The following is an 18964-nucleotide window of genomic DNA, read 5'->3' as shown; positions in this document are numbered from 1 at the left end:
CATGGGTTGGGCATCTGGGTCCGACCTGCGCAGACTATTCGGTCCGGCGCAGACCGGGTATAGTCGGAACACGCAACTGATCGGGACGTCAGCTTGACGCTCATTTGGCAACCGGGCGACGTCCCGTTCAGGACCGACGCCACGAGACCGCAGACCGGTTATCGCCGATTCGCATTTGCCGTGCTGGCGTTCCTGCTGATTCCGCCGGCGGCCTTCGCCAGCTTTACGATCGCGGTGGATCCTTATTTCGTTTGGGGATCGCCGAGTTGGCCTGGCATCAATGTGGTGCGCCCCGCCTACGAATCGAAGGTGATCATAGCCAAGCCGTACCAGGTCGCCCGCCTGCACCCCAGCGCCGTATCATTGGGAAGTTCGCGCGTCGAGGTCGGTCTCGATCCCAGGCACAAGGGTTGGACACCGGGCACTGTCTTCAACTTCGCCCTTCCCTCGTCCAATTCCTACGCCGTCATGCTCGCATTCCTGCATGCGCAGAAGTATGGCGCTCCGCTGAAGCAGGCCGTCGTCGGCCTCGATTTCTTTGCCTACAATATCAACTTTCCACTTGCGGGCACGCTGCAGGAACAACGTTTTTATGAAAGTGCGGCCGACGAATTTGCACTATATCTCGACGACGCGCTTCGCAACCGCGCCAAATCCGCGCCGGCGTCGACCGCCACGCGCGACTGGAATGAGGCGCTCTACCTTGCTGTCAACGCGGATGTGACAGCGGCGATCGGTCGCAAGGAATTCAAATCCGGCCGCGAGCATTTCGAGCTCGCCGGACGCGCCGAAGGCCGCAAGGGAGCCGTCGTGCCCGCGGATTGGGATGAGGTGGGCTATCTCCAGGTCAACCCCGACGTTACGGCCGCTGTCGAAGACGGCAGATTCGTAAGCGGCTATCACCATTGGCTCGCAGCAGGACGGGCCGAAGGACGGCTGGGCGGGTTCAGGCGTGTGGATTGGGATGAAGCGCGATATCTCGCCGCCAATCCCTTCGTAAGGATTCGGATAGCGCGCGGGGAATATCGGGACGGCTACCTGCACTATGCGGCGACGGGCAGCAAACAGGGCCTCCCTGGCGCCGTCCCTCCCGCGAACTTGCTCGACTGGCTGTTGCTGCAACATCCGTCGTTGAACCACGCGGCCTATGTCGCCGGCGATCGCTCCAGTCTGCTGTTCTCGACGACAACTCTGCGCGACGCCATCGCGACGCTCCGCGGGCAGTCCGAGCCGGCCGTTTTCAATTCGCTGGGCATGCGGGTCTGGCACGGCCAGGAAGCAGTCTTGGATCGCGTCGGCGGCGCGACCGCGGTCATTCACAGGCTCGTAAAGGCATGGAATCCCATGCTGGTCCCGCCAAAAATGCAATATTGCTTCACGAATACCGAAACGGGAATGACGACGTTCGATCCGTATCGCTTCATGATCCGGAAGGCCTACGCCGAGGGCACTGATCTGCGGCTGTTCGTTACACCACTTCATGTCGTGGTACGCAGCACGATCGAGGCTCTGGGGCTCGGAGAGCGCTATACGTTCTGGCTCAAGGAATTGGTACGGATCAACGAGGAAGAGGCATCAAAAGCCCGACGCCAACCCTTTCCTCTTTGGGACTTCAGTGCGCCGAGCTCCATTACCACCGAGCCAATACCGAAGCTGGGCGACCGTTCGCCGATGCGCTGGTTTTGGGAACGGTCGCACTATCGAAAGGAAACAGGCGATCTCATCCTTGATCGGCTGTTCGATTACCGTGATCCCGGTCGTGCAACTCATGAAGATTTCGGGGTTCGCTTGACGTCGGCGAACGTCGATGCTCATTTGGCTGAGGGAGCGAACAATGTCGCAAAATGGGCCGCGCAATCCGAGCTGGCATCGAACATAGCACGTGATGCAAGCAAACCGAGTAAATCCAACCAGCAGTCCAGCGCAACATGCTGGTAGCCAATCCGCGAATGACCAGTTCCAGTTTGCCTCGATGAGCGTCTACAGCTTCGACGATTTACTCAATCGGCGAGAGCCTCTGGCTCCGCCGCTAATCCACGTTCATGTGCAGAAGTCCGCTGGTTCGACGTTGAATGGGCTCCTGATGAAGAACTACAAGATGCGAGCGTCTTCGCGTGGCGTCGACTTCATTCCTCGCTACACCAGAGATGAAATCATTACTCTTGCCGGGCCACCTCGATCAGAAGATGATCGCGTCCGGCCAACCTTCTTCACCGGCCATGTCGATCTGGACAACGAAATATTCAGCCTGATGCCCGGCCGCTTCGTAACCGTTGCGGTCCTGCGCGACCCGGTCGAGCGCGTGATCTCCCACTATCGCTTCAACTCGACGCAACCGGGCGTATTCCAGAAAACCATCTATGAAGAGGGCATGTCCGTCCTCGACTATCATCACAAGTTCGCTGGAGCGATCGGCACCCAGTTCGGCGTATTCGCGCCAAATGGGACCGTCAACGATGCCGTCCGGCGACTGGAGCATGAAGTGTCGCTCTTTGGTCTTTCATCGAAGTTTGACGAATTTACCACGGCACTTTCGTCGCTGCTCGGATTTCAAACGTGGGTCTACAAATCCTTGAATAGAACGTCGTTCGACGCGGCCAAAGTTGGCCGTGAAGAGGTCTCCGAACTGAGATCTATCCTGGCTGACGACATCGCGTTCTATGAGGAAGCTGTCGCCCTTTACGATCGAAGGAAGGCGCACTTCCCCTCGTTCATTGCCCAGCACGAGTGGGCTAAATTCTATACTTAGCCGAGCAAATCCAGCACACCAAAGCGAAACCCGACAGGTCGCGCGCACTCAACCAGAGGTCCACGCTAGCTGCTGGCAGGAAAGTCGTGCTTGGCGCGCCCACCGACGTCGCCTGCCGGCGCGATATCGATCGGCGGCGCCTCGAAACGCCAAAATCTCGTGAGATGCAGGGCCGTGCGGGGGACCTGAAAGAATGACCACCCAAGATAAAACAACACGCCGAACCATCGTTTTCGATTCGAGCAAGACGCCGCTCGTTCAATGTTCATATAGGCCCTGAATCGACGTGCCAGCTTTCCAGAGAGACGATCCGGGCTCCGTTTCGCAAGATACTTGTCGCTCAAGCGCGCGACGGCTCGCGTCAAATGAACCTCGGCAAAATGAGAGTCAAAGCCGATAAGCGCGGCCGGCTTGTTCCAGACTTTCAGCTCCCCTCCTCGAAGCGCCAACCGCAAGAACCAGTCCAAATCCTCGAGACGACGCAATTCGATGTCGTAAGGACCGATCCGATCAAATGCCTCCTTGCGTGCCAAGAGCGTCGAGCCGGGCGCGAACCAGCAGCCGCTTGCGAAATCCAGGGGATCCGCACTTTCGCGGGGGATGCGCGTTTCCAGCCGCTTCGCGATCGAGCTTTCCAGGATGAAGCCTGCGGCGTGGACCGCCAGCGGATTGCGGTCGATGGCGAAACCGGCCTCGGCATTTTCCAGCCGGGGCGCCAACGTCCCCGGCAGCCAGTAATCGTCCGAGTCGAGGAATGCGATCCAATCCGCTCCGGCGTTGGCAATCCCGGTATTTCTTGCCGAGGCAGCCCCAAGGTTGTCAGGGTGGCGGATGAATCTTATCGATTCATTCGAACGGAGGTCGACCGGAATCTGGAACGGCGGCTCCGACGCATCATCGACAATGATGATTTCGGCTTGCGAAACGGATTGGGCCGCGGCGCTCCTCAGCGCTCGCTCTCCAAGCTCCTGCCGATTCCTGATCGGAATGACGATGGTCAGTCTTGGCTTGGTCACGCGACCACTTCCATTGCTCAGCGATCAGCACTCGAAAAGCGCATTCCGGCGGGCGCCATCAACGTCTCAGTCGTCATTCTGTCTCCTGAATGCGCGGCGGCCGGGTTCTGCCGGATCCCTCAGCGTCAGAATCTCACTCATGGCCTCGCGACTCGATTTGATCAGCGGCAGCACGCTGGAAAGAACAGCCTGCAATCGATGATCGGCCATGCGCCTTTCGTATTCCTTGACCGCCTCTTGATAGAACCAGATATCGTCTTTCATCACGGTTCCCAGACCATCCCGCTCCTCCGCCGTCAGCTCCGTCTTCAGCGGAAGTCCGGTCAAATCCTTGATCTCGCTCGTGACGTTGGCCGGAGCGATCGCCAATATCTTTGCGCGGCCGAGCAGGTATCCGGTCAGCGCCGCAAACTCGTCGAAGCGTTCGCTCAATCCGTAGAAGCTGACTTTCGTCAGCAGATTGGCCAGGCAGTCCTCCACCGTCGCATTGCCGGTGCGAGCGAATACGCCTTTGCCCGTCTCATCGAAGAAGCTGTATTGCGGGCCGATCGCGTCGAGCATTCTGGACGAATATTCCACGAAGGACATGCCCTTGTTGACCACCTCGTCGTGCCAGGGATTGGCGGGCCTGCGTAGCGTGAAATTGTAGTTGGACAGCATACGTTCCACGGGATCGCGCAACACCGATACGATCATGTGCGGCATCCAAAGCCGGCGGAACATCGGTTGATCGAGCCGCATATGCCCCGTCATCAAATAGGCATCACGCGGTGGCGGCGCAGCATATCCTTCGAACCAGCGATCCTCCCGAATGGTGGCGAAGAAATCGTTGGTGTTCATATCGAGCGGCACCGGAACGAAGCCCAACTGCCGGAACAGTGCATTGACGGTGTTGCCCGCAGCCTTTGGAATATGAATGTTAAATACCAAGTCTAGTCCGAGAGATTCCACCTCCCGATTCAACAACTGCTCAAACGTGTAGGGCTGCACGGCGCGTCGCGCGGGTTGCTCGCTCCGATTTACCTCCGCGGCCTTGACAACGGCAGCCGGCGCGCTCGCCGGCGCCGCCGTCATCTGTCGGACGATGTCGTTGAGCGCCGCAAGCTGCATCTGCTGCGCGGTGATCGTCGAATTCAACGCTCCGAGTTGGAGCTGCTGTCCGTGGAGAGCGGCCTCCAGGTTCATGCGGTGCGCCGGAGGCAGATGCTGCGAGACCTCGGCCAACCCAGCGCTGTATCTATCGCCATCGGCGACCAATCGGTCGATCTGCGCGATCAGCCCATTGATCTGGCTTTGCATGGATTGGGCCGCCTCACGCACGGCCGGCTGGGCTTGCTGCGCCATTAGCTCGTTGATTTCTGCTTGCTGGTTCTGGATAAGCCATTCGATCTGCGTTCGCTGGATCTGAACGAGGTCACTTAGCTGGGCGAGCCGCTCCTGTTGATTGGACTGCTCCGCACTGAGTTGGCCCCGATGACTCTCAAGCGCGTTGAGCGCAGCCTGCTGCTTCGCAAGCCCATCTTCCAAATTCCACAGTCGCAGCATTACGCGCCGTACGGCTGGAACCTTCATCAGGAGTCGAACGCCACGCCCCATCTAGCCACTCCTCACCACGTCACAACCGTGTTCCTGAGCGACGACCGCCCCCAGAGCAATCCCCGCACCTTCCGAAACCACCGGCAAATCGATGCGCACCGATCACTCACGCCGGAAAGGACCCCCGCCCAGCCGCGTCAGCCACATCCGCAACGAGAAGATTCCCCCTCTTCGCCGCCGCGGAAGCGCGTTCAAGCCTTCCCCCTGGGACCATTTGCTGACCGCCGACCATTTTTGGGTACGCACCAGCGCTTGCTTGACCTCGCCGCGCAATCCGAGGCGCACGGCCTTCTTGAGGTAGATCCATCGCACATCGCTCGGCGCGCGCAGCCAGATCTCCATCGCACGCAGGATGCTGGAAAACAGCACGCGCTCATGCCCGTAACCACTCTCGGCCAGCAACCTGGCAATCTGGTCGTTTGCCTGGGCCTTTTCAGACTTGAGGGTCCACCATTTCCGCTTCTTCTCGGGGGAATTGCTGATCCGCGCGACTTCGATCATGCGCCGTTCAAGCTGTGTCAGATCCTGCACGGATTCCCTGTCCCAGAGCGTTTCATCGATCCGATCCAGCAGCGTCTTGGGCAGCAGGGAGCGGTGATTCCAGAGCAACCCGTACAGCGCCAGTTGATGCGCCTCGTCGTCGACCCGCAGTTTGTGGACGATGTTGGACAGCTGGTGCCAGCCCGCCAGCACCTCTCTCGCCGCCTGACGCTCGCCGTTCTCCGCAAGGATCGGAACGATGGTATAGACATGCGTCAGCAGGATCGACGGATTGACATTCGCGACCGCAATGAAAGCCTCGGCCAGATCGGACGCCAGCGTTGCCGGAAGCTTCGGAACCTTCGCGGCCAGACGAAGCAGCGTGTCGAAGTAGAGACGCAACATCGGCAACCCATGCGGATAGAGCTCGGTGCCACGCCGCAACCATGCGACGCCGTCCTCATTGTCGTTGCGCTTGAGCTTCGCCCAACCGACGTAGCCATGACACGCGGCGATGATCATGTCGCGCGTGCTGTAAGGCAGCTGCTTTCGATCACGAAGCTCCGGAGTATTTTCCAACACCAACTCGCTGGTCGCGACGTCGGCATATTCGTAACAGGGAAACACCTCGTCATTGCCGTGCAACGTATAGGCAAACGCGACGTCTGCGCCGCGCGGATCGAAGACGAGCGCCGCGTCCCGATCGATAATATTGAGGAATTTTTCCTCAGCCGCTCGAAAATCGGCGCCGGGCTTGAAAAAGCTCCAGTGCGCCTCGTTGAACAGCAGCAGGAGCGAATTCGGAAAGCGCGCCAGCCCTTCCCTGAAGTATTGATCGGCGCGCGCCGCCCATTTCCCGGCGCTTCTGTTTTCGTGGAACGTGAAGACTGCCTGGGCGTGCAGATGCGCAGCGTTGTTGTAATCGATCTCATCGGAAAGATCACCCGGCCCCACCTTCTCGCCGAAATTTGCAATCTGTTCGCGGATGTTATCGGTACCGAAACAACCGCAATCGACTGCCGGCGTCAGCCATACCAGCCTCCGCTGGCGCTGCTGTTTGGGAACCGGCGTGGCATGCGGCCAGACCAATCCCATGAACAGAGCGTACTTCAGCAGCCGCTGATAGCTTTCCTCACGCGGCTCGCGATGGATCGCGAAGCGCTCGTTCACCACCGGTACGACGGTCGCAAATTTGTAATCCGGATGGTTGGCCGCGCAGCGATCCAGATGCGCCGCGATATCGGCCGTCATGGTCTCCGCGCGAAACGAATAGCAGCCGGGCGCGATCTCGTCGTAGAACGCCCCTTCCGGAAACAGCAGAAACGCGCCGTTGGAAAGCGCATCCCGCCATCGCGGCGACGGCGAACCGGCATAACGATTGACGATGGGGAGGAATTTCGCGTGCGAGACGACCTCGAAATAGTCCTTCTCCGGCATATGCCCTTCGATCACCTTGACCTTGTAACGCGGGGCAAGGCTCGACAGGTTGAACAGGAATCGGGGCTTTTCGGAATGGAATGGCGCCAACGCCGAGCCCGTGAAGATGATATCGACGAGCTTTTCGCGATGTGGCGATGCCTCGGGAAACGGTGTCGCGATCGGATGCAACAGCATATTGGCGGCACAGTAGAGACCCGGCGTCCCCTGACTGAGCTCAAAATGTTCCTGCGAGCAGTTGCAGATCGCAACGTCGTAGAGGGCATAATTGTCGGCGTTGCGGTACTGGAAGGCATCCGAGTCGTGACACCAGATCACCTTCGGAACGGTGACCTTATGGAAGTCCTTTGCCACCAGCCATTGCGGGCTCAATGAGAAGATCAGGTCGGGCCGCTGGTCCGCAGGCAGATTATCGATAAACTCGCTGAACGAGTCCGTCGGCGAATAATCGTAGGCATTGCTGGCAAGCTGACTTCCGACGTACTTGACCGTGATCGAACCATATTTGTAGACCGGCGCAATGAAGCTCTCCGAATAGTGCTCCGGAAAGACCGACAGGATCGCGCCGGGCACGAAGATGGTCACATTGTCGCGCTCGATGAGGGTCCGGAAGGCGGTAGCGGCCGGCATGAACTCCGCGCTGCTGACCTTTGCCAGATCCGCGACCGCCTCGGCATCCCGCTTCAGCGACCAGAACGCGAGCGCCCTGCACAGTCTCGCCCGGTCACCGACGGTCGCGAGGCCATCGAGCAGCGCCAGGCCCTGCTCGAGCAGTCCGCCGAGGATCAGCGCACAACCCCGCAGCTCTGAATCCGCGGGCGCCATCTGCGTAACGTTCAGGAAGTCGCCGCGCGCGAACGCATTGTCCGCCGAACCATAGGTATGGCGGATATCTTCAGCGGTGAACCGGAACGAGAATTCGGGGGCGATTTTTCGGGAGTTCATGCCTCACTTCGTTTCGCTCACGCGGAGGCGGTCGACAGCCTTCGCGTTGTAAAGCCTGTGCCGGAGCCGACGCGCCTCCACGATGCTCAAGGCGCGAAAAATCCACAAGGGGTCAGCCAATTCTTCGCGAAAAAATGCCCGCGTCGCCTCTCTCCAGTGCCGGGCGCGGTATTGATAGACGATCAACCTCACCGTCTCGCGTGCCCGCCAGTTTCGCAGGAAGCGCCGAACTTCGCCGGGGATGTCCTTGCGGGCCAGCCACTGGTCCGCGATGCGCACATGCTCCTCCAGGTAGGGGGGCGTCGAGTCCTTGCGAAAGTGCATGGTGCGCGAGTCATCGTGCACCCTCATTTCGGACACGACAACGTCGAGCGAGCCTTCCCGCACCCCGGCAATGGCCGCCCGCAGCAGGAACTCGCGATCACTGCTCTCCGAAAACAACGGATCGAAATTGCCGATCTGGGAAAATACAGAGCGATGACAGAACCGCGCCGACAACAGCGGCATATCATCGCAGACGTTCTCGAGCGACAACCGGGTCATGTCCTCGCCGACCATTCGGCGCACGACGAGCTCCTCGCCGTCGGGGAGCGTGCAGAACATCTGTGCGCCACCGGTCCAGATTTTCACGTCAGGCCGAGCGGCTGCCTCGCTTGCCAATCGGGCGAGCACGCCCGGACGAATTCGGTCGTCGCTATGAACAAGCAGGATGAAATCGCCGGTCGACGCCTCGACCCCGAGCGCCGCCGCCGCCGTGGCACCGGCCCCGCTTCCTCCGACGAATTTGATGTGCGGATATTTCTGCGCCAGGCGCCGGGTGAAGCCCTCGGTACCATCGTGGACGACAATATGCTCGAGTTCGTAAGGCCCTTGATGCTCGATGCTGCCAATAGCTTCATCGACATAGTCCGACGAATCAATGGTCAACGTAATAATTGAAACTCTCATTCAGCTTCCGCGACCAGATCCCACCCTTGTAAGTTGCCGAACCAGGGCACCTGTTCTCATTAAACGAACTGCGAACGGTTTCAAAGCCGCGAATGGCCGGGCGCATCGGCACAATCCGTCCGTGGATCGTCAGCCGACAGGCCCTGATATCCTCCACTGCGTCGTTGCGCTCGAAGGTTCATACCCCCCGCAATTCCCACGCCCAGCACGTACATCCATCCTTCGACAAAATCGAACAGATGAGCATTGAAAAGCGAGCTCACCAGATTTTGGACGACGACCAATAGTCCGATCCAGTTCGCCAGGCCTTGGCCGCGGAATGACAGCAGATGCGCAGCCCACATCGCATACAGCGCCGCTATTCCAACGATCCCCCATTGGACCGCGACACTGAGTGTCTGATTGTGCGGGTTCTTGGTGATTTCCGCGGCAAGCCCGGTTTGTCCGACCGCAGCCTGCTCGAACAAATGCCGGGTCGAGCCGGTTCCATGACCGATGAGCGGCGCATCCGCAAAGAAGCCGAGCGACTTTTGCCAATATTCGAGCCTCCTGCCGGTCGATGCAGCAATATTTTGCTGATAGTCGCGATATTCAACCGCAAACGCTGCGATCCGGCCCTGCAAATAGGGCGACGTGAACCACACCGTGGCGGCCAGCACGACAACGCCTGCGAACAACAGCGCGGTCGCCCGACGATCAAGGTGCACGAAGGCCAACACCGCCAGCAGCACCGGGACATAAATCAGCGCCGCGCGCGCTGACACGACGAACGCCATATTGGCAAAGAAGCCCAACACCAAGACCGCGCAGCCCAGCGCCGCCGCGTATCTGCCTTGCTTATAGAAGGCGAAAATGAACGGCGTCAGAGCCACCATGCACAGCGCGAATTCCTGGCTCTGGTCGATATAGTTCTTCACAGGTACGCCGGGGCTCCTGCCCGACGCCAACGCCAGTTCCGGCGCGAACCACACGATCCAGGATAGCCCCATCAGAATCGTGCAGGAGACAAGAAACCCGACGAAAACCCAGATGCTCCGCTGCCAGAGCGAAAAATGGTAGAGCAGGAGCGGAAGGGCCAGCAGCTTGGCGACGGGACTGAAGCCCTGAAGCCGTTCCTGCCACGGAATATCCGCCCACAGCATTCCAACCAGCGCGAGGAAGACCAGGGCGAGCGGCCACAGACATATCGGATCTGCGAGCAAGCGCAGGAACGCCCGGCAATCGAAGGTCGGAAGCAGCCGGACCAGCGACAGCAGCCAGAATCCGAACAATATCGCGACGGCGCTCGTGGACCAGGGCAAGGCCACCGCCGCGAGAACCACGAGGAGATTGGCCTCGAGAGGCAGTGCGGCCCGGCTGAACTTGGAGGCAACAAGGGCGACCCAGTTCGAAACCGTCGATACGCGACGCCCGGCTTCAGTCATGTTCGACCGTCGTGCAGGATTTCGGGGACTGTTGCACCGGTTCCATAGGGCTGGCAGGCAGCGCTTTCGGCGACCGATTGAACTTCTCCCTCATGACAACCGTGCGCTGGATGCTATCAAGAACACGTTTCCGGGCCTTTGACGAGGTTGGACGCGTCATTTTTTCAGTAAATGCCGATATTTGGGTAGCGGTTTGTCGAGGAACCGTCCACCTTTCAGGAGGAAGGCCTCGAAAGGCAACATGATCCAGAGTGGACAAATGAGCGGGCGGAATTCTGAGCGTCAGGGAAACCTGCCCGCAACATTCGAGAGCCCCCAATACTGCGGGTCCGGATATCGGGTTCTCGTGATCTGCAACGATAGCGCCTACTTTCTTCGCCATCGGCTGTCGGTCGTCAGCCATCTTGCGTCCATCGGTGTCGATGTGACGGTTATCGCCGGCGGCTATCCAATTCCTGCAGACAGCATTCAGGGCTGGAAATACATCTATGTGCCGATCGAGCGCTTCAGATTCGATCCCTTTGGCGATGCGGCGCTGATGATTCGAACGGCGCGGACGATCCACGCGTTCAAGCCGCACGCCGTGCATCTCGTCACGCTCAAGCCTGCCATCTTTTCCGGACTTGTGTCGATCGTCTCGCGCTTTTTCCATGCGGACCCGAAACAAGTTCTGATCACGCTTCCGGGTTTGGGCCGGATGATGTCGCCAAAGGTCCCGGGCCAGCGGCGCTACCCGGTCGCAAGGACGCTTACGCTTCTGGCATTTCGAATACTGTCGCGGCGGGACTACGTGCACTTCACTTTCGAGACAAGACACGATTGCGAATTTTGGGCGGACAGGGGCATCGCCAATGACGGGAATTCATCACTCATCGACGGCGCTGGCGTGGACCCCAATCTATTCTACCCGCTGGAGGCCCCACGACCTCGTCGCGCGACAAAGGTCCTGTTTGCTTCGCGGCTCCTAAAGTCGAAAGGCTTGAGCACTTTTCTGAAGGTGGCCCGCGATCTGGCACATCGGGGCGACGTGGAGTTCGTTGTCGCCGGCGTTCCGGAAGATAACGATCCCGACGCGATACCGCACCGAGATCTCGAACGAATGACGGAAATCCGTTTCCTCGGCCATGTCAGGGACATGCCGAACCTGCTCCGGCAATGCGACATCGTTTGCCTGCCGACACAATATGGCGAGGGAATCCCCCGCATCCTGATCGAGGCTGCGGCAACTGGCCTCGCGTCGATCGCCTCCAGCCACCCCGGATGCCGCGAGGCGGTGGAAGATGGCGTTACCGGGCAAATCCTGTCGGCGACGTCGGACGCCGACATGAGGCGGGAGCTATCCGCTGCCATTGTCGGCTATCTGGAAAATCCGGACCTGCTGAAGCAGCACAAGCAGGCGGCCTACCGACACTTCCGGTCGCGGCAGTTCGATCAGACCGCGGTTGCCGACCGCTTCACGGAACTCCTCGGTGTCCCCGTGTCACCGTCGTCGGATTGACCGAGGCGGTCGCCAATCACAGGGGATCCGCTCACCACAGGCCAGCGACGGGCCCCGGCCAAGCTTTTTCTGCAAAAACAACCCCATGCACAGTAGAAAAATGCAATATAATCAATTCCTTAAAGGAATAAATAAATGACGGGTGCCGGCGCTCGATGTGACCGCGGTTGGACACGGCGCCCGGGATCGGCCTCACCGGAAGGGATTCGTTCTCAGTCGAATTGACTCGGCTCGCGTTGCAGTGGCATGCACTTCGTGCACAATCGAAAAACGTTTGAAGCGAAGCTGAGCCAAACGAGATGACTGCCGCAACGCACCACCGTTTTTTGGCTTGCTTGGAGTGAGGGTGGAGCAGAACACTCACGAGCTTTTCGCCCGAGAGGAGCAAGTGGTTGTTGGCTCCGACCGGGCTTTTGGATGGGTGATGGCTGCAGCCCTCGCGCTCGTCACCCTTTTCAACGCCTGGCATTCCGGCCGCTTGTGGCCATGGACGCTTCTTCTTGCCGCGGTATTCGCGGTCACTGCCGCAATCCGTCCCGCCGCACTGCACCCGCTGAACCGCGCCTGGACGAAGCTTGGTCTGCTTCTGCACAAGATTGCCAACCCTATTCTGATGGGTCTGATCTTCTACGGCACGATCCTGCCAACCGGCCTCGTCATGCGCTGGCGCGGCAAGGATGCGTTGCGGCTGAAGCGCGACGAAAGCGCCGAGAGCTATTGGATTCACCGCACGCCCGGCCCCGCGCCCGAAACCATGCGAGATCAGTTCTGATGATCGGCTTGCTTCCCGAAATCTGGCGCTTTCCCGGCGTGGCCGCGCCACTCATCAGCACGCAGCCTTGATATATGCGCGTTCTCGGCATCTCGGCCTTCTATCACGACAGCGCTGCGGCTCTGATCGAAGACGGCCGCGTGATTGCCGCGGCGCAAGAGGAACGCTTCACCCGAAAGAAGCACGACGCAGCGTTTCCGCACTATGCCATCGCGTACTGTCTGGAGGCCGTCGGCGCGAGGCTTTCCGACATCGATCAGGTCGCCTTCTACGACAAGCCGTTCCTCAAGTTCGAGCGGCTGCTCGAGACCTATGTCGCCCTCGCGCCGCGCGGTTTCCGCTCCTTCCAGATGGCCGTACCGCTCTGGCTGAAGGAGAAACTGTTTCAGAAGAGCCTGCTGCAGAAACAACTTGCCAAGCTTGACGCTGATTTCGCCCTCGACCGGCTCCTGTTCACCGAGCACCATCTGAGTCACGCGGCAAGTGCGTTTTTCCCCTCCCCGTTCGAGAAGGCGGCCGTGCTCACGATGGACGGCGTCGGCGAATGGGCGACGACCTCGGCGGCGATGGGAGATGGCAACCGCCTCGAGATATTCCAGGAAATTCATTTTCCCCACTCGCTCGGTCTGCTGTACTCGGCCTTCACTTACTACACCGGCTTCAAGGTCAATTCCGGCGAATACAAGCTGATGGGCCTTGCCCCCTATGGCGAGCCGAAATACGCGCAGCTCATCCTCGATTCACTGATCGATCTGAAGTTGGACGGCTCGTTTCGCCTCGACATGTCGTATTTCGACTATTGCACCGGGCTGACGATGACCAATGACCGCTTCGCCAAGCTGTTTGGCCAGCCGGTGCGCGGCCCGGACGAACTGCTCACGCCTTTCCACATGGATATCGCAGCCTCCATCCAGGCAGTCCTCGAGGAGGCGGTACTTCGTTTGACGCGCAGCCTTGCGGTTCAGACCGGTGCGCGCAATCTGTGTCTTGCGGGCGGCGTTGCGCTCAATTGCGTCGCCAATGGCAAGGCGTTGCAGGACGGCAAATTCGATTCGATCTGGATTCAGCCTGCAGCCGGCGACGCCGGCGGTGCGGTTGGGGCCGCACTCGCTGCCTACCATCAGTTCAGGCAGCAACCGCGCCATGCCGTGGCCGGCGACGGCATGTCCGGCGCTTTTCTGGGACCTGAATTCTCGCAAGAGGCGATCGAGCAGCGACTGCGCGCCGCCGGCGGCCGCTTCGATGTCCTCAGCGAAGATGCAATGATCGAGACGACAGCGGCGGCCCTGGCCGACCAGCTCGCGGTCGGCTGGTTTCAGGGCAGGATGGAATTCGGCCCGCGCTCGCTCGGCGCACGTTCGATCCTTGGCGATCCACGCTCGCCCTCCATGCAGAAGAACCTCAATCTCAAGGTGAAGTTTCGCGAGAGCTTCCGGCCGTTCGCACCGGCGGTTATGCGCGAGGACGTTGCGGATTGGTTCGAACTCGAGGGCGACAGTCCGTACATGCTCCTCGTTGCCGGCGTCAGGGGCGACCGCCGTCACATGATGAGCGCGGACGAGCAAGCATTGTTCGGCATCGACAAGCTCAACGTGGTGCGCTCGTCGATCCCCGCCGTGACGCATGTCGACTATTCCGCCCGAATCCAGACGGTGAGCGCCGACACCAATTTGCGCTTCCATCGCCTACTGTCTCGTTTCAAGGCGCTCACGGGTTGCCCGGTGCTGGTCAACACCAGCTTCAACGTTCGCGGCGAACCGATCGTCTGCACGCCGGAGGATGCCTTCCGCTGTTTCATGGGCAACGAGCTCGACATGCTGGTGGTCGGCAACTGCATCCTAAGAAAAGAGCAGCAGGATCCCGCACTCAAGCGTGACTACAGTTCTGCCTTCACACTCGACTGAACTGCCGGCATCGTGGCTCGAATTGGCGAGCCCGAAAATGCGGGGGTGCATGCACAGCCCCGTTGGATCTTAGCTCCCCAGCGCAGGAATGTTTTCGCGAAAAATGATCTCGCTGCGCGGCGCCTCGATGCCGTGCATGGCGCTGCGGCCGGCGCGCAGATTATCGAAGATGCCGACACAGCTCATCATCGTGTTGAGCTGATTTTGGGTGATGACGGCGTCCATCGTTCCATCGAGCAGGAAGCTGCGGGTATCCGAAGTCAGGCCGTGACCAATGAAGACCACGTCGCGCGCCCGGTTCATTTCCTTCAGCGCACGGGCGACACCGTCGGCGGCACCGCCGATGTTGTAGATGCCGGCGAGATCCGGATGTTGGCCGAGCAGCATGCGGGTCTGACGATAATTGCGGTCGGCATCATCGTGGCCTTCGCGTAGGCCCACGACCTCGATGGTTGGGAACAACTCTTCGAATACGTGCAGAAAGCCCATTTCGCGCTCTTCATGCGCGCGGTAGCTGAGGCTGCCCGCGATCATTGCGACCTTGGCCGGACGCTTGCCCAGAAAGCGCGCGATCAGATAGCCGGCGGTGCGCCCGATGGAGCGATTGTCCAGCCCGATATAGGCCGCGCGGCGCGCGTTCAGGATATCCGAGATCAGCGTCACCGTCGGCACTCCCCGCTCCGCGAGCCTGTCGACGGCCTCCCTCACGACGGGATGCTCGAGCGCCATGAAGGCGATGCCGTCGGCCTTGTCGCGGGACTGCCAGAGCCGGCGTGCCAGGAGCTCTGGATTGAAGCTCTTGATGGTGTCGACCTGGCAATGGACATTGAAAGGGGCGAGCCGGCCGTCGGAATGCGCGATCAGCTGCCCAAGCGTCGACAGGAAGCGGTTCGTGCCCGCCGGCAGAAGGAACAGGAGCCGCATCGGCTTCGGCCGCATCGCCGCCAGGAGATCCTCGGCCGGCATGTAGTCGAGCTCGGACGCGGCGGCGAGCACGCGCTGCTGCGTAATCGCCCGCACACCGGGCCTGCGATTGAGCACGCGGTCGACCGTCGCCGTGGAGACGCCGGCCCGGCGCGCCACGTCGACGATGCGGCTCAGCGAGGGTGCTACCGGCTTGTCCATCTCAGGGCTCAAACACCAGATACATCAAAAACCATCATCTTTATCATTTGACACGGTAGCTCGAACTCGCAATTTTCGCATCAACATTGTCTCAGAAACATCAAATAACATCAAATCTCTGTTGGAGGAAAAGCCCATGTCCCTGACCCGTCGGCGCGCCCTGCAAGCCCTGTCCGCCCTTCCCGCGGCGGGCCTGATCGGCGGCCTCGCGCGCCCGGCCCGGGCGGCTGAATTTTCGCTGAAATACGGCAACAACCTGCCGCTCACGCACCCTCTCAACATCCGCGCCCAGGAAGCCGCCGACCGCGTCGCCAAGGAAAGCAACGGCCGGGTCGAGATCGTCATCTTCCCGAACAACCAGCTCGGCGGCGACACCGACATGCTCGCCCAGGTGCGCAGCGGCGCGCTGAACTTCTTCACGCCCTCCGCGCTCGTGGTCGCGACCCTGGTGCCGGTCGCCGCCATCAACGCGGTCGGCTTTGCCTTTGCCGATTACGACCAGGTCTGGAAGGCGATGGACGGCGCGCTTGGCGGACATGTCCGAGCCGCCATGGCCAAGGTCGGCCTCCATACTTTCGAGAAGATGTGGGACAACGGCTTTCGCCAGATCACCAGCGGCGCCAAGCCGATCGAGAGCGCCAAGGACATGGACGGGCTCAAGATCCGCGTGCCCGTGTCTCCGCTCAGCATCTCGATGTTCAAGGCGCTCTCCTCCGCGCCGACCAGCCTGCAATTCAGCGAGGTCTATTCGTCGCTCCAGACCCGCATCGTCGACGCACAGGAAAACCCGCTGCCGATCATCCAGGTGGCGAAGCTCTACGAGGTGCAGAAATACTGCGCCATCAGCAATCACATCTGGGACGGCTTCTGGTTCATCGCCAATGCCCGCGCCTTCAACGCCCTTCCCGCCGACCTCAAGACCATCGTCAGCAACGCCATCAACGATGCCGGGTTGAAGCAGCGCGAGGACATCAAGGCGTTCAATGCGACCGTGCAGGCCGATCTCCAGAGCAAGGGAATGAACTTCACCAAGCCTTCGCCCGACTCGTTCCGCGCCAAGCTGCGCGATTCCGGCTTCTACGGCGAATGGAAGGGTCGCTTCGGCGACGAGACCTGGGCCCTGCTCGAAGGCGCCGTCGGCAAGCTGGCCTGAGCGCGATGACGATCGCAGAGCATCAGATGACGGACTATCTGGAGGCAGCCGCTCACCCTGCTTCCGATGCCGGCGAAAGCACGTCCGCGGGTGCCGTCGGCACGGTCGATCGCTGGCTCAGCGCGATGGTCGAGACCATTGCTGCCGGCCTGGTGCTGGCCGAGATCTGCATCATGCTCGCCGGCGTCGTCATGCGCTACGTCTTCCACCGCCCGTTGGTCTGGTCGGACGAACTGGCCTCGATCCTGTTTCTCTGGCTCTCGATGCTGGGCGCGGTGATCGCGCTGCGCCGGGGCGAGCACATGCGCATGACGGGACTCGTCAGCCATGTCGGCCCGGGCGCGCGCGCCTTCCTCGAGACGGTCGCGGCGGTGGCGCCGCTGGCCTTGCTGGCGCTGATGCTGCATCCAGCCTTCGACTATGCGAGCGAGGAACAAATCATCGTCACCCCGGCGCTGGAGATCAGCAATGCCTGGCGCGCAGCCGCAATCCCCGTCGGGATGACGCTGATGGCCGTCGTCGCCGCGATCCGGCTCGCGACGCACCATCGCCCCGCGCTGATCGTTGCGGCTTTCATCACCACTGCGATCCTGATCGCCGCATTCTGGCTTGCCGGACCACTGCTCGCCCCGCTCGGACGCTATAACCTCATCATCTTCTTCGTCGGCGTGGTCGCAGCCAACGTGTTCGCCGGCGTGCCGATCGCCTTCTCCTTTGCGCTCGCGACCTTCGGCTATCTGGCACTGACCACGAGCGTGCCGATGATGGTGATGGTCGGCCGGCTTGATGAAGGCATGTCGCACCTGATCCTGCTCGCGGTACCGCTGTTCATCTTTCTCGGCGCGCTGATCGAGATGACCGGCATGGCGCGGGCCATGATTCAGTTCCTGGCAAGCCTGCTCGGCCATGTCAGGGGCGGACTGTCCTACGTGCTGATCGGCGCCATGTATCTGGTCTCCGGGATCTCAGGCTCGAAGATCGCCGACATGGCCGCGATCGCGCCGGTGCTGCTGCCGGAAATGCAGCGGCGCGGCGCCAAGCCCGGCGACCTCGTCGCGCTGCTGTCGGCCACGGGTGCGCAGACCGAGACCATTCCGCCGAGCATCGTGCTGATCACCATCGGCTCGGTGACCGGCGTATCGATCGCCGCGCTCTTCACCGGTGGGCTGCTGCCGGCGCTGGTCGTCGGCACCGCGCTCTGCGTGGTGGTGTGGCGGCGCTACCGGCACGAGGATCTCAGCCATGTGCGGCGCGCCTCCAAGCGCGAGATCGCCAAACTCACGATGGTCGCCCTGCCCGCCATCCTGCTGCCTTTCGTGATCCGCACCGCCGTGGTCGAAGGCGTTGCCACCGCCACGGAGGTCTCGACCATCGGCATTGCCTACGCCGTGCTGATGGGCCTTCTGGTCTACCGCCAGTTTCCCTGGCGACGGTTGAAATCCATGCTGGTCGAGACGGCCTCGCTGACGGGCGCGATCATCTTCATCATCGGCTGCGCCACGGCCATGGCCTGGGGGCTGACGCAATCCGGCTTCTCGCAGCAGCTGGCGAAGGCGATGGCGGCGATCCCCGGCGGGGCCTACGGCTTCCTCGCAATCTCGATCGTTGCGTTCGTGGTGCTCGGCAGCGTGCTCGAAGGCATTCCGGCCATCGTGCTGTTCGGCCCCTTGCTGTTTCCGATCGCCAAGCAGGCCGGCGTGCATGAAGTGCACTATGCGATGGTCGTGATCCTCGCGATGGGCATCGGCCTGTTCGCGCCGCCCTTCGGCGTCGGCTATTACGGCGCCTGCGCCATCAGCAAGATATCGCCGGACGAAGGCCTCAAGCACATCTGGGGCTATGTCGCCGCGCTCTTCATCGGCCTCGCCGTCGTCGCCGCAATACCGTGGCTGTCGATCGGCTTCCTCAAATTCTGAA

The 18964-nt window shown here is 60.9% G+C and carries 13 protein-coding genes; 7 read left to right on the top strand and 6 right to left on the bottom strand.

Translation table 11 applies throughout. The features are described from left to right. Positions 1-93 precede the first annotated feature (93 nt). Both JQ635_RS06760 and JQ635_RS06755 read left to right on the top strand, forming a co-directional pair. A complete protein-coding gene (locus tag JQ635_RS06760; protein WP_211409095.1) occupies positions 94-1938 on the top strand; it encodes a hypothetical protein in 1845 nt (614 codons plus the stop codon). A 34-nt stretch (positions 1939-1972) separates the two neighbouring features. Continuing rightward, positions 1973-2749 carry a sulfotransferase family 2 domain-containing protein gene (locus JQ635_RS06755; RefSeq protein ID WP_211409094.1) on the top strand — a complete coding sequence of 259 codons (777 nt, stop codon included), beginning with the start codon at positions 1973-1975 and terminating at the stop codon, positions 2747-2749. A gap of 65 nt (positions 2750-2814) precedes the next feature. Here JQ635_RS06755 and JQ635_RS06750 read toward each other — a convergent pair whose 3' ends face one another. The 5 genes from JQ635_RS06750 to JQ635_RS06730 form a co-directional block, all read right to left on the bottom strand. After that, positions 2815-3765 carry a glycosyltransferase family 2 protein gene (locus tag JQ635_RS06750; protein WP_211409093.1) on the bottom strand — a complete coding sequence of 317 codons (951 nt, stop codon included), beginning with the start codon at positions 3763-3765 and terminating at the stop codon, positions 2815-2817. 66 nt (positions 3766-3831) lie between these two features. Next, complete coding sequence (locus tag JQ635_RS06745) at positions 3832-5361, bottom strand: hypothetical protein (RefSeq protein WP_211409092.1); 1530 nt, start codon at positions 5359-5361, stop codon at positions 3832-3834. A gap of 102 nt (positions 5362-5463) precedes the next feature. Next, a complete protein-coding gene (locus tag JQ635_RS06740) occupies positions 5464-8223 on the bottom strand; it encodes a hypothetical protein (protein WP_211409091.1) in 2760 nt (919 codons plus the stop codon). Between the two features lie 3 nt (positions 8224-8226). Further along, positions 8227-9171, bottom strand: a complete 945-nt coding sequence (locus JQ635_RS06735; protein ID WP_211409090.1) for a glycosyltransferase — start codon at positions 9169-9171, stop codon at positions 8227-8229. Positions 9172-9251: 80 nt separating this feature from the next. Next, positions 9252-10595 carry an O-antigen ligase family protein gene (locus tag JQ635_RS06730; RefSeq protein WP_211409089.1) on the bottom strand — a complete coding sequence of 448 codons (1344 nt, stop codon included), beginning with the start codon at positions 10593-10595 and terminating at the stop codon, positions 9252-9254. A 346-nt stretch (positions 10596-10941) separates the two neighbouring features. Between JQ635_RS06730 and JQ635_RS06725 the strand changes: the two genes are divergently transcribed. The 3 genes from JQ635_RS06725 to JQ635_RS06715 all read left to right on the top strand — a co-directional run bounded on the left by JQ635_RS06725 (position 10942) and on the right by JQ635_RS06715 (position 14769). After that, positions 10942-12093, top strand: a complete 1152-nt coding sequence (locus JQ635_RS06725) for a glycosyltransferase (RefSeq protein WP_211409088.1) — start codon at positions 10942-10944, stop codon at positions 12091-12093. A gap of 346 nt (positions 12094-12439) precedes the next feature. Beyond that, positions 12440-12865, top strand: coding sequence for a hypothetical protein (locus JQ635_RS06720; protein ID WP_211409087.1), 426 nt, complete (start codon positions 12440-12442; stop codon positions 12863-12865). A gap of 74 nt (positions 12866-12939) precedes the next feature. Further along, positions 12940-14769 (top strand): carbamoyltransferase family protein, encoded by a 1830-nt coding sequence (locus JQ635_RS06715; protein WP_211409086.1) that lies wholly within the window; start codon positions 12940-12942, stop codon positions 14767-14769. A gap of 69 nt (positions 14770-14838) precedes the next feature. Here JQ635_RS06715 and JQ635_RS06710 read toward each other — a convergent pair whose 3' ends face one another. Continuing rightward, on the bottom strand, positions 14839-15894 hold the full coding sequence (locus JQ635_RS06710; protein WP_211409085.1) for a LacI family DNA-binding transcriptional regulator: 1056 nt from the start codon (positions 15892-15894) through the stop codon (positions 14839-14841). 136 nt (positions 15895-16030) lie between these two features. Here JQ635_RS06710 and JQ635_RS06705 point away from each other — a divergent pair, with 136 nt between their 5' ends. Both JQ635_RS06705 and JQ635_RS06700 read left to right on the top strand, forming a co-directional pair. After that, the gene (locus JQ635_RS06705; protein ID WP_211409084.1) at positions 16031-17047 is read left to right on the top strand and encodes a TRAP transporter substrate-binding protein; all 1017 of its coding nucleotides are present in this window, start codon (positions 16031-16033) and stop codon (positions 17045-17047) included. Between the two features lie 26 nt (positions 17048-17073). Further along, entirely contained in the window at positions 17074-18963 is a 1890-nt protein-coding gene (locus tag JQ635_RS06700) for a TRAP transporter large permease subunit (RefSeq protein WP_433996552.1), read from the top strand. The last annotated feature ends 1 nt before the right edge of the window (position 18964 follow it).

Source organism: Bradyrhizobium iriomotense (assembly GCF_018130765.1).
Taxonomy (GTDB): domain Bacteria; phylum Pseudomonadota; class Alphaproteobacteria; order Rhizobiales; family Xanthobacteraceae; genus Bradyrhizobium; species Bradyrhizobium iriomotense_A.
Note: the sequence above shows the minus strand (reverse complement) of the source record. Positions and strands in the feature narration are given on the sequence as shown.

What these genes read in the sequence shown, in the direction of transcription:
- JQ635_RS06700 (WP_433996552.1), top strand. Translation starts at nt 17,074, where the DNA reads ATGACGGACTATCTGGAGGCAGCCGCTCACCCTGCTTCCGATGCCGGC.
- JQ635_RS06710 (WP_211409085.1), bottom strand. Translation starts at nt 15,894, where the DNA reads ATGGACAAGCCGGTAGCACCCTCGCTGAGCCGCATCGTCGACGTGGCG.
- JQ635_RS06715 (WP_211409086.1), top strand. Translation starts at nt 12,940, where the DNA reads ATGCGCGTTCTCGGCATCTCGGCCTTCTATCACGACAGCGCTGCGGCT.
- JQ635_RS06705 (WP_211409084.1), top strand. Translation starts at nt 16,031, where the DNA reads ATGTCCCTGACCCGTCGGCGCGCCCTGCAAGCCCTGTCCGCCCTTCCC.
- JQ635_RS06740 (WP_211409091.1), bottom strand. Translation starts at nt 8,223, where the DNA reads ATGAACTCCCGAAAAATCGCCCCCGAATTCTCGTTCCGGTTCACCGCT.
- JQ635_RS06735 (WP_211409090.1), bottom strand. Translation starts at nt 9,171, where the DNA reads ATGAGAGTTTCAATTATTACGTTGACCATTGATTCGTCGGACTATGTC.
- JQ635_RS06730 (WP_211409089.1), bottom strand. Translation starts at nt 10,595, where the DNA reads ATGACTGAAGCCGGGCGTCGCGTATCGACGGTTTCGAACTGGGTCGCC.
- JQ635_RS06745 (WP_211409092.1), bottom strand. Translation starts at nt 5,361, where the DNA reads ATGGGGCGTGGCGTTCGACTCCTGATGAAGGTTCCAGCCGTACGGCGC.
- JQ635_RS06755 (WP_211409094.1), top strand. Translation starts at nt 1,973, where the DNA reads ATGAGCGTCTACAGCTTCGACGATTTACTCAATCGGCGAGAGCCTCTG.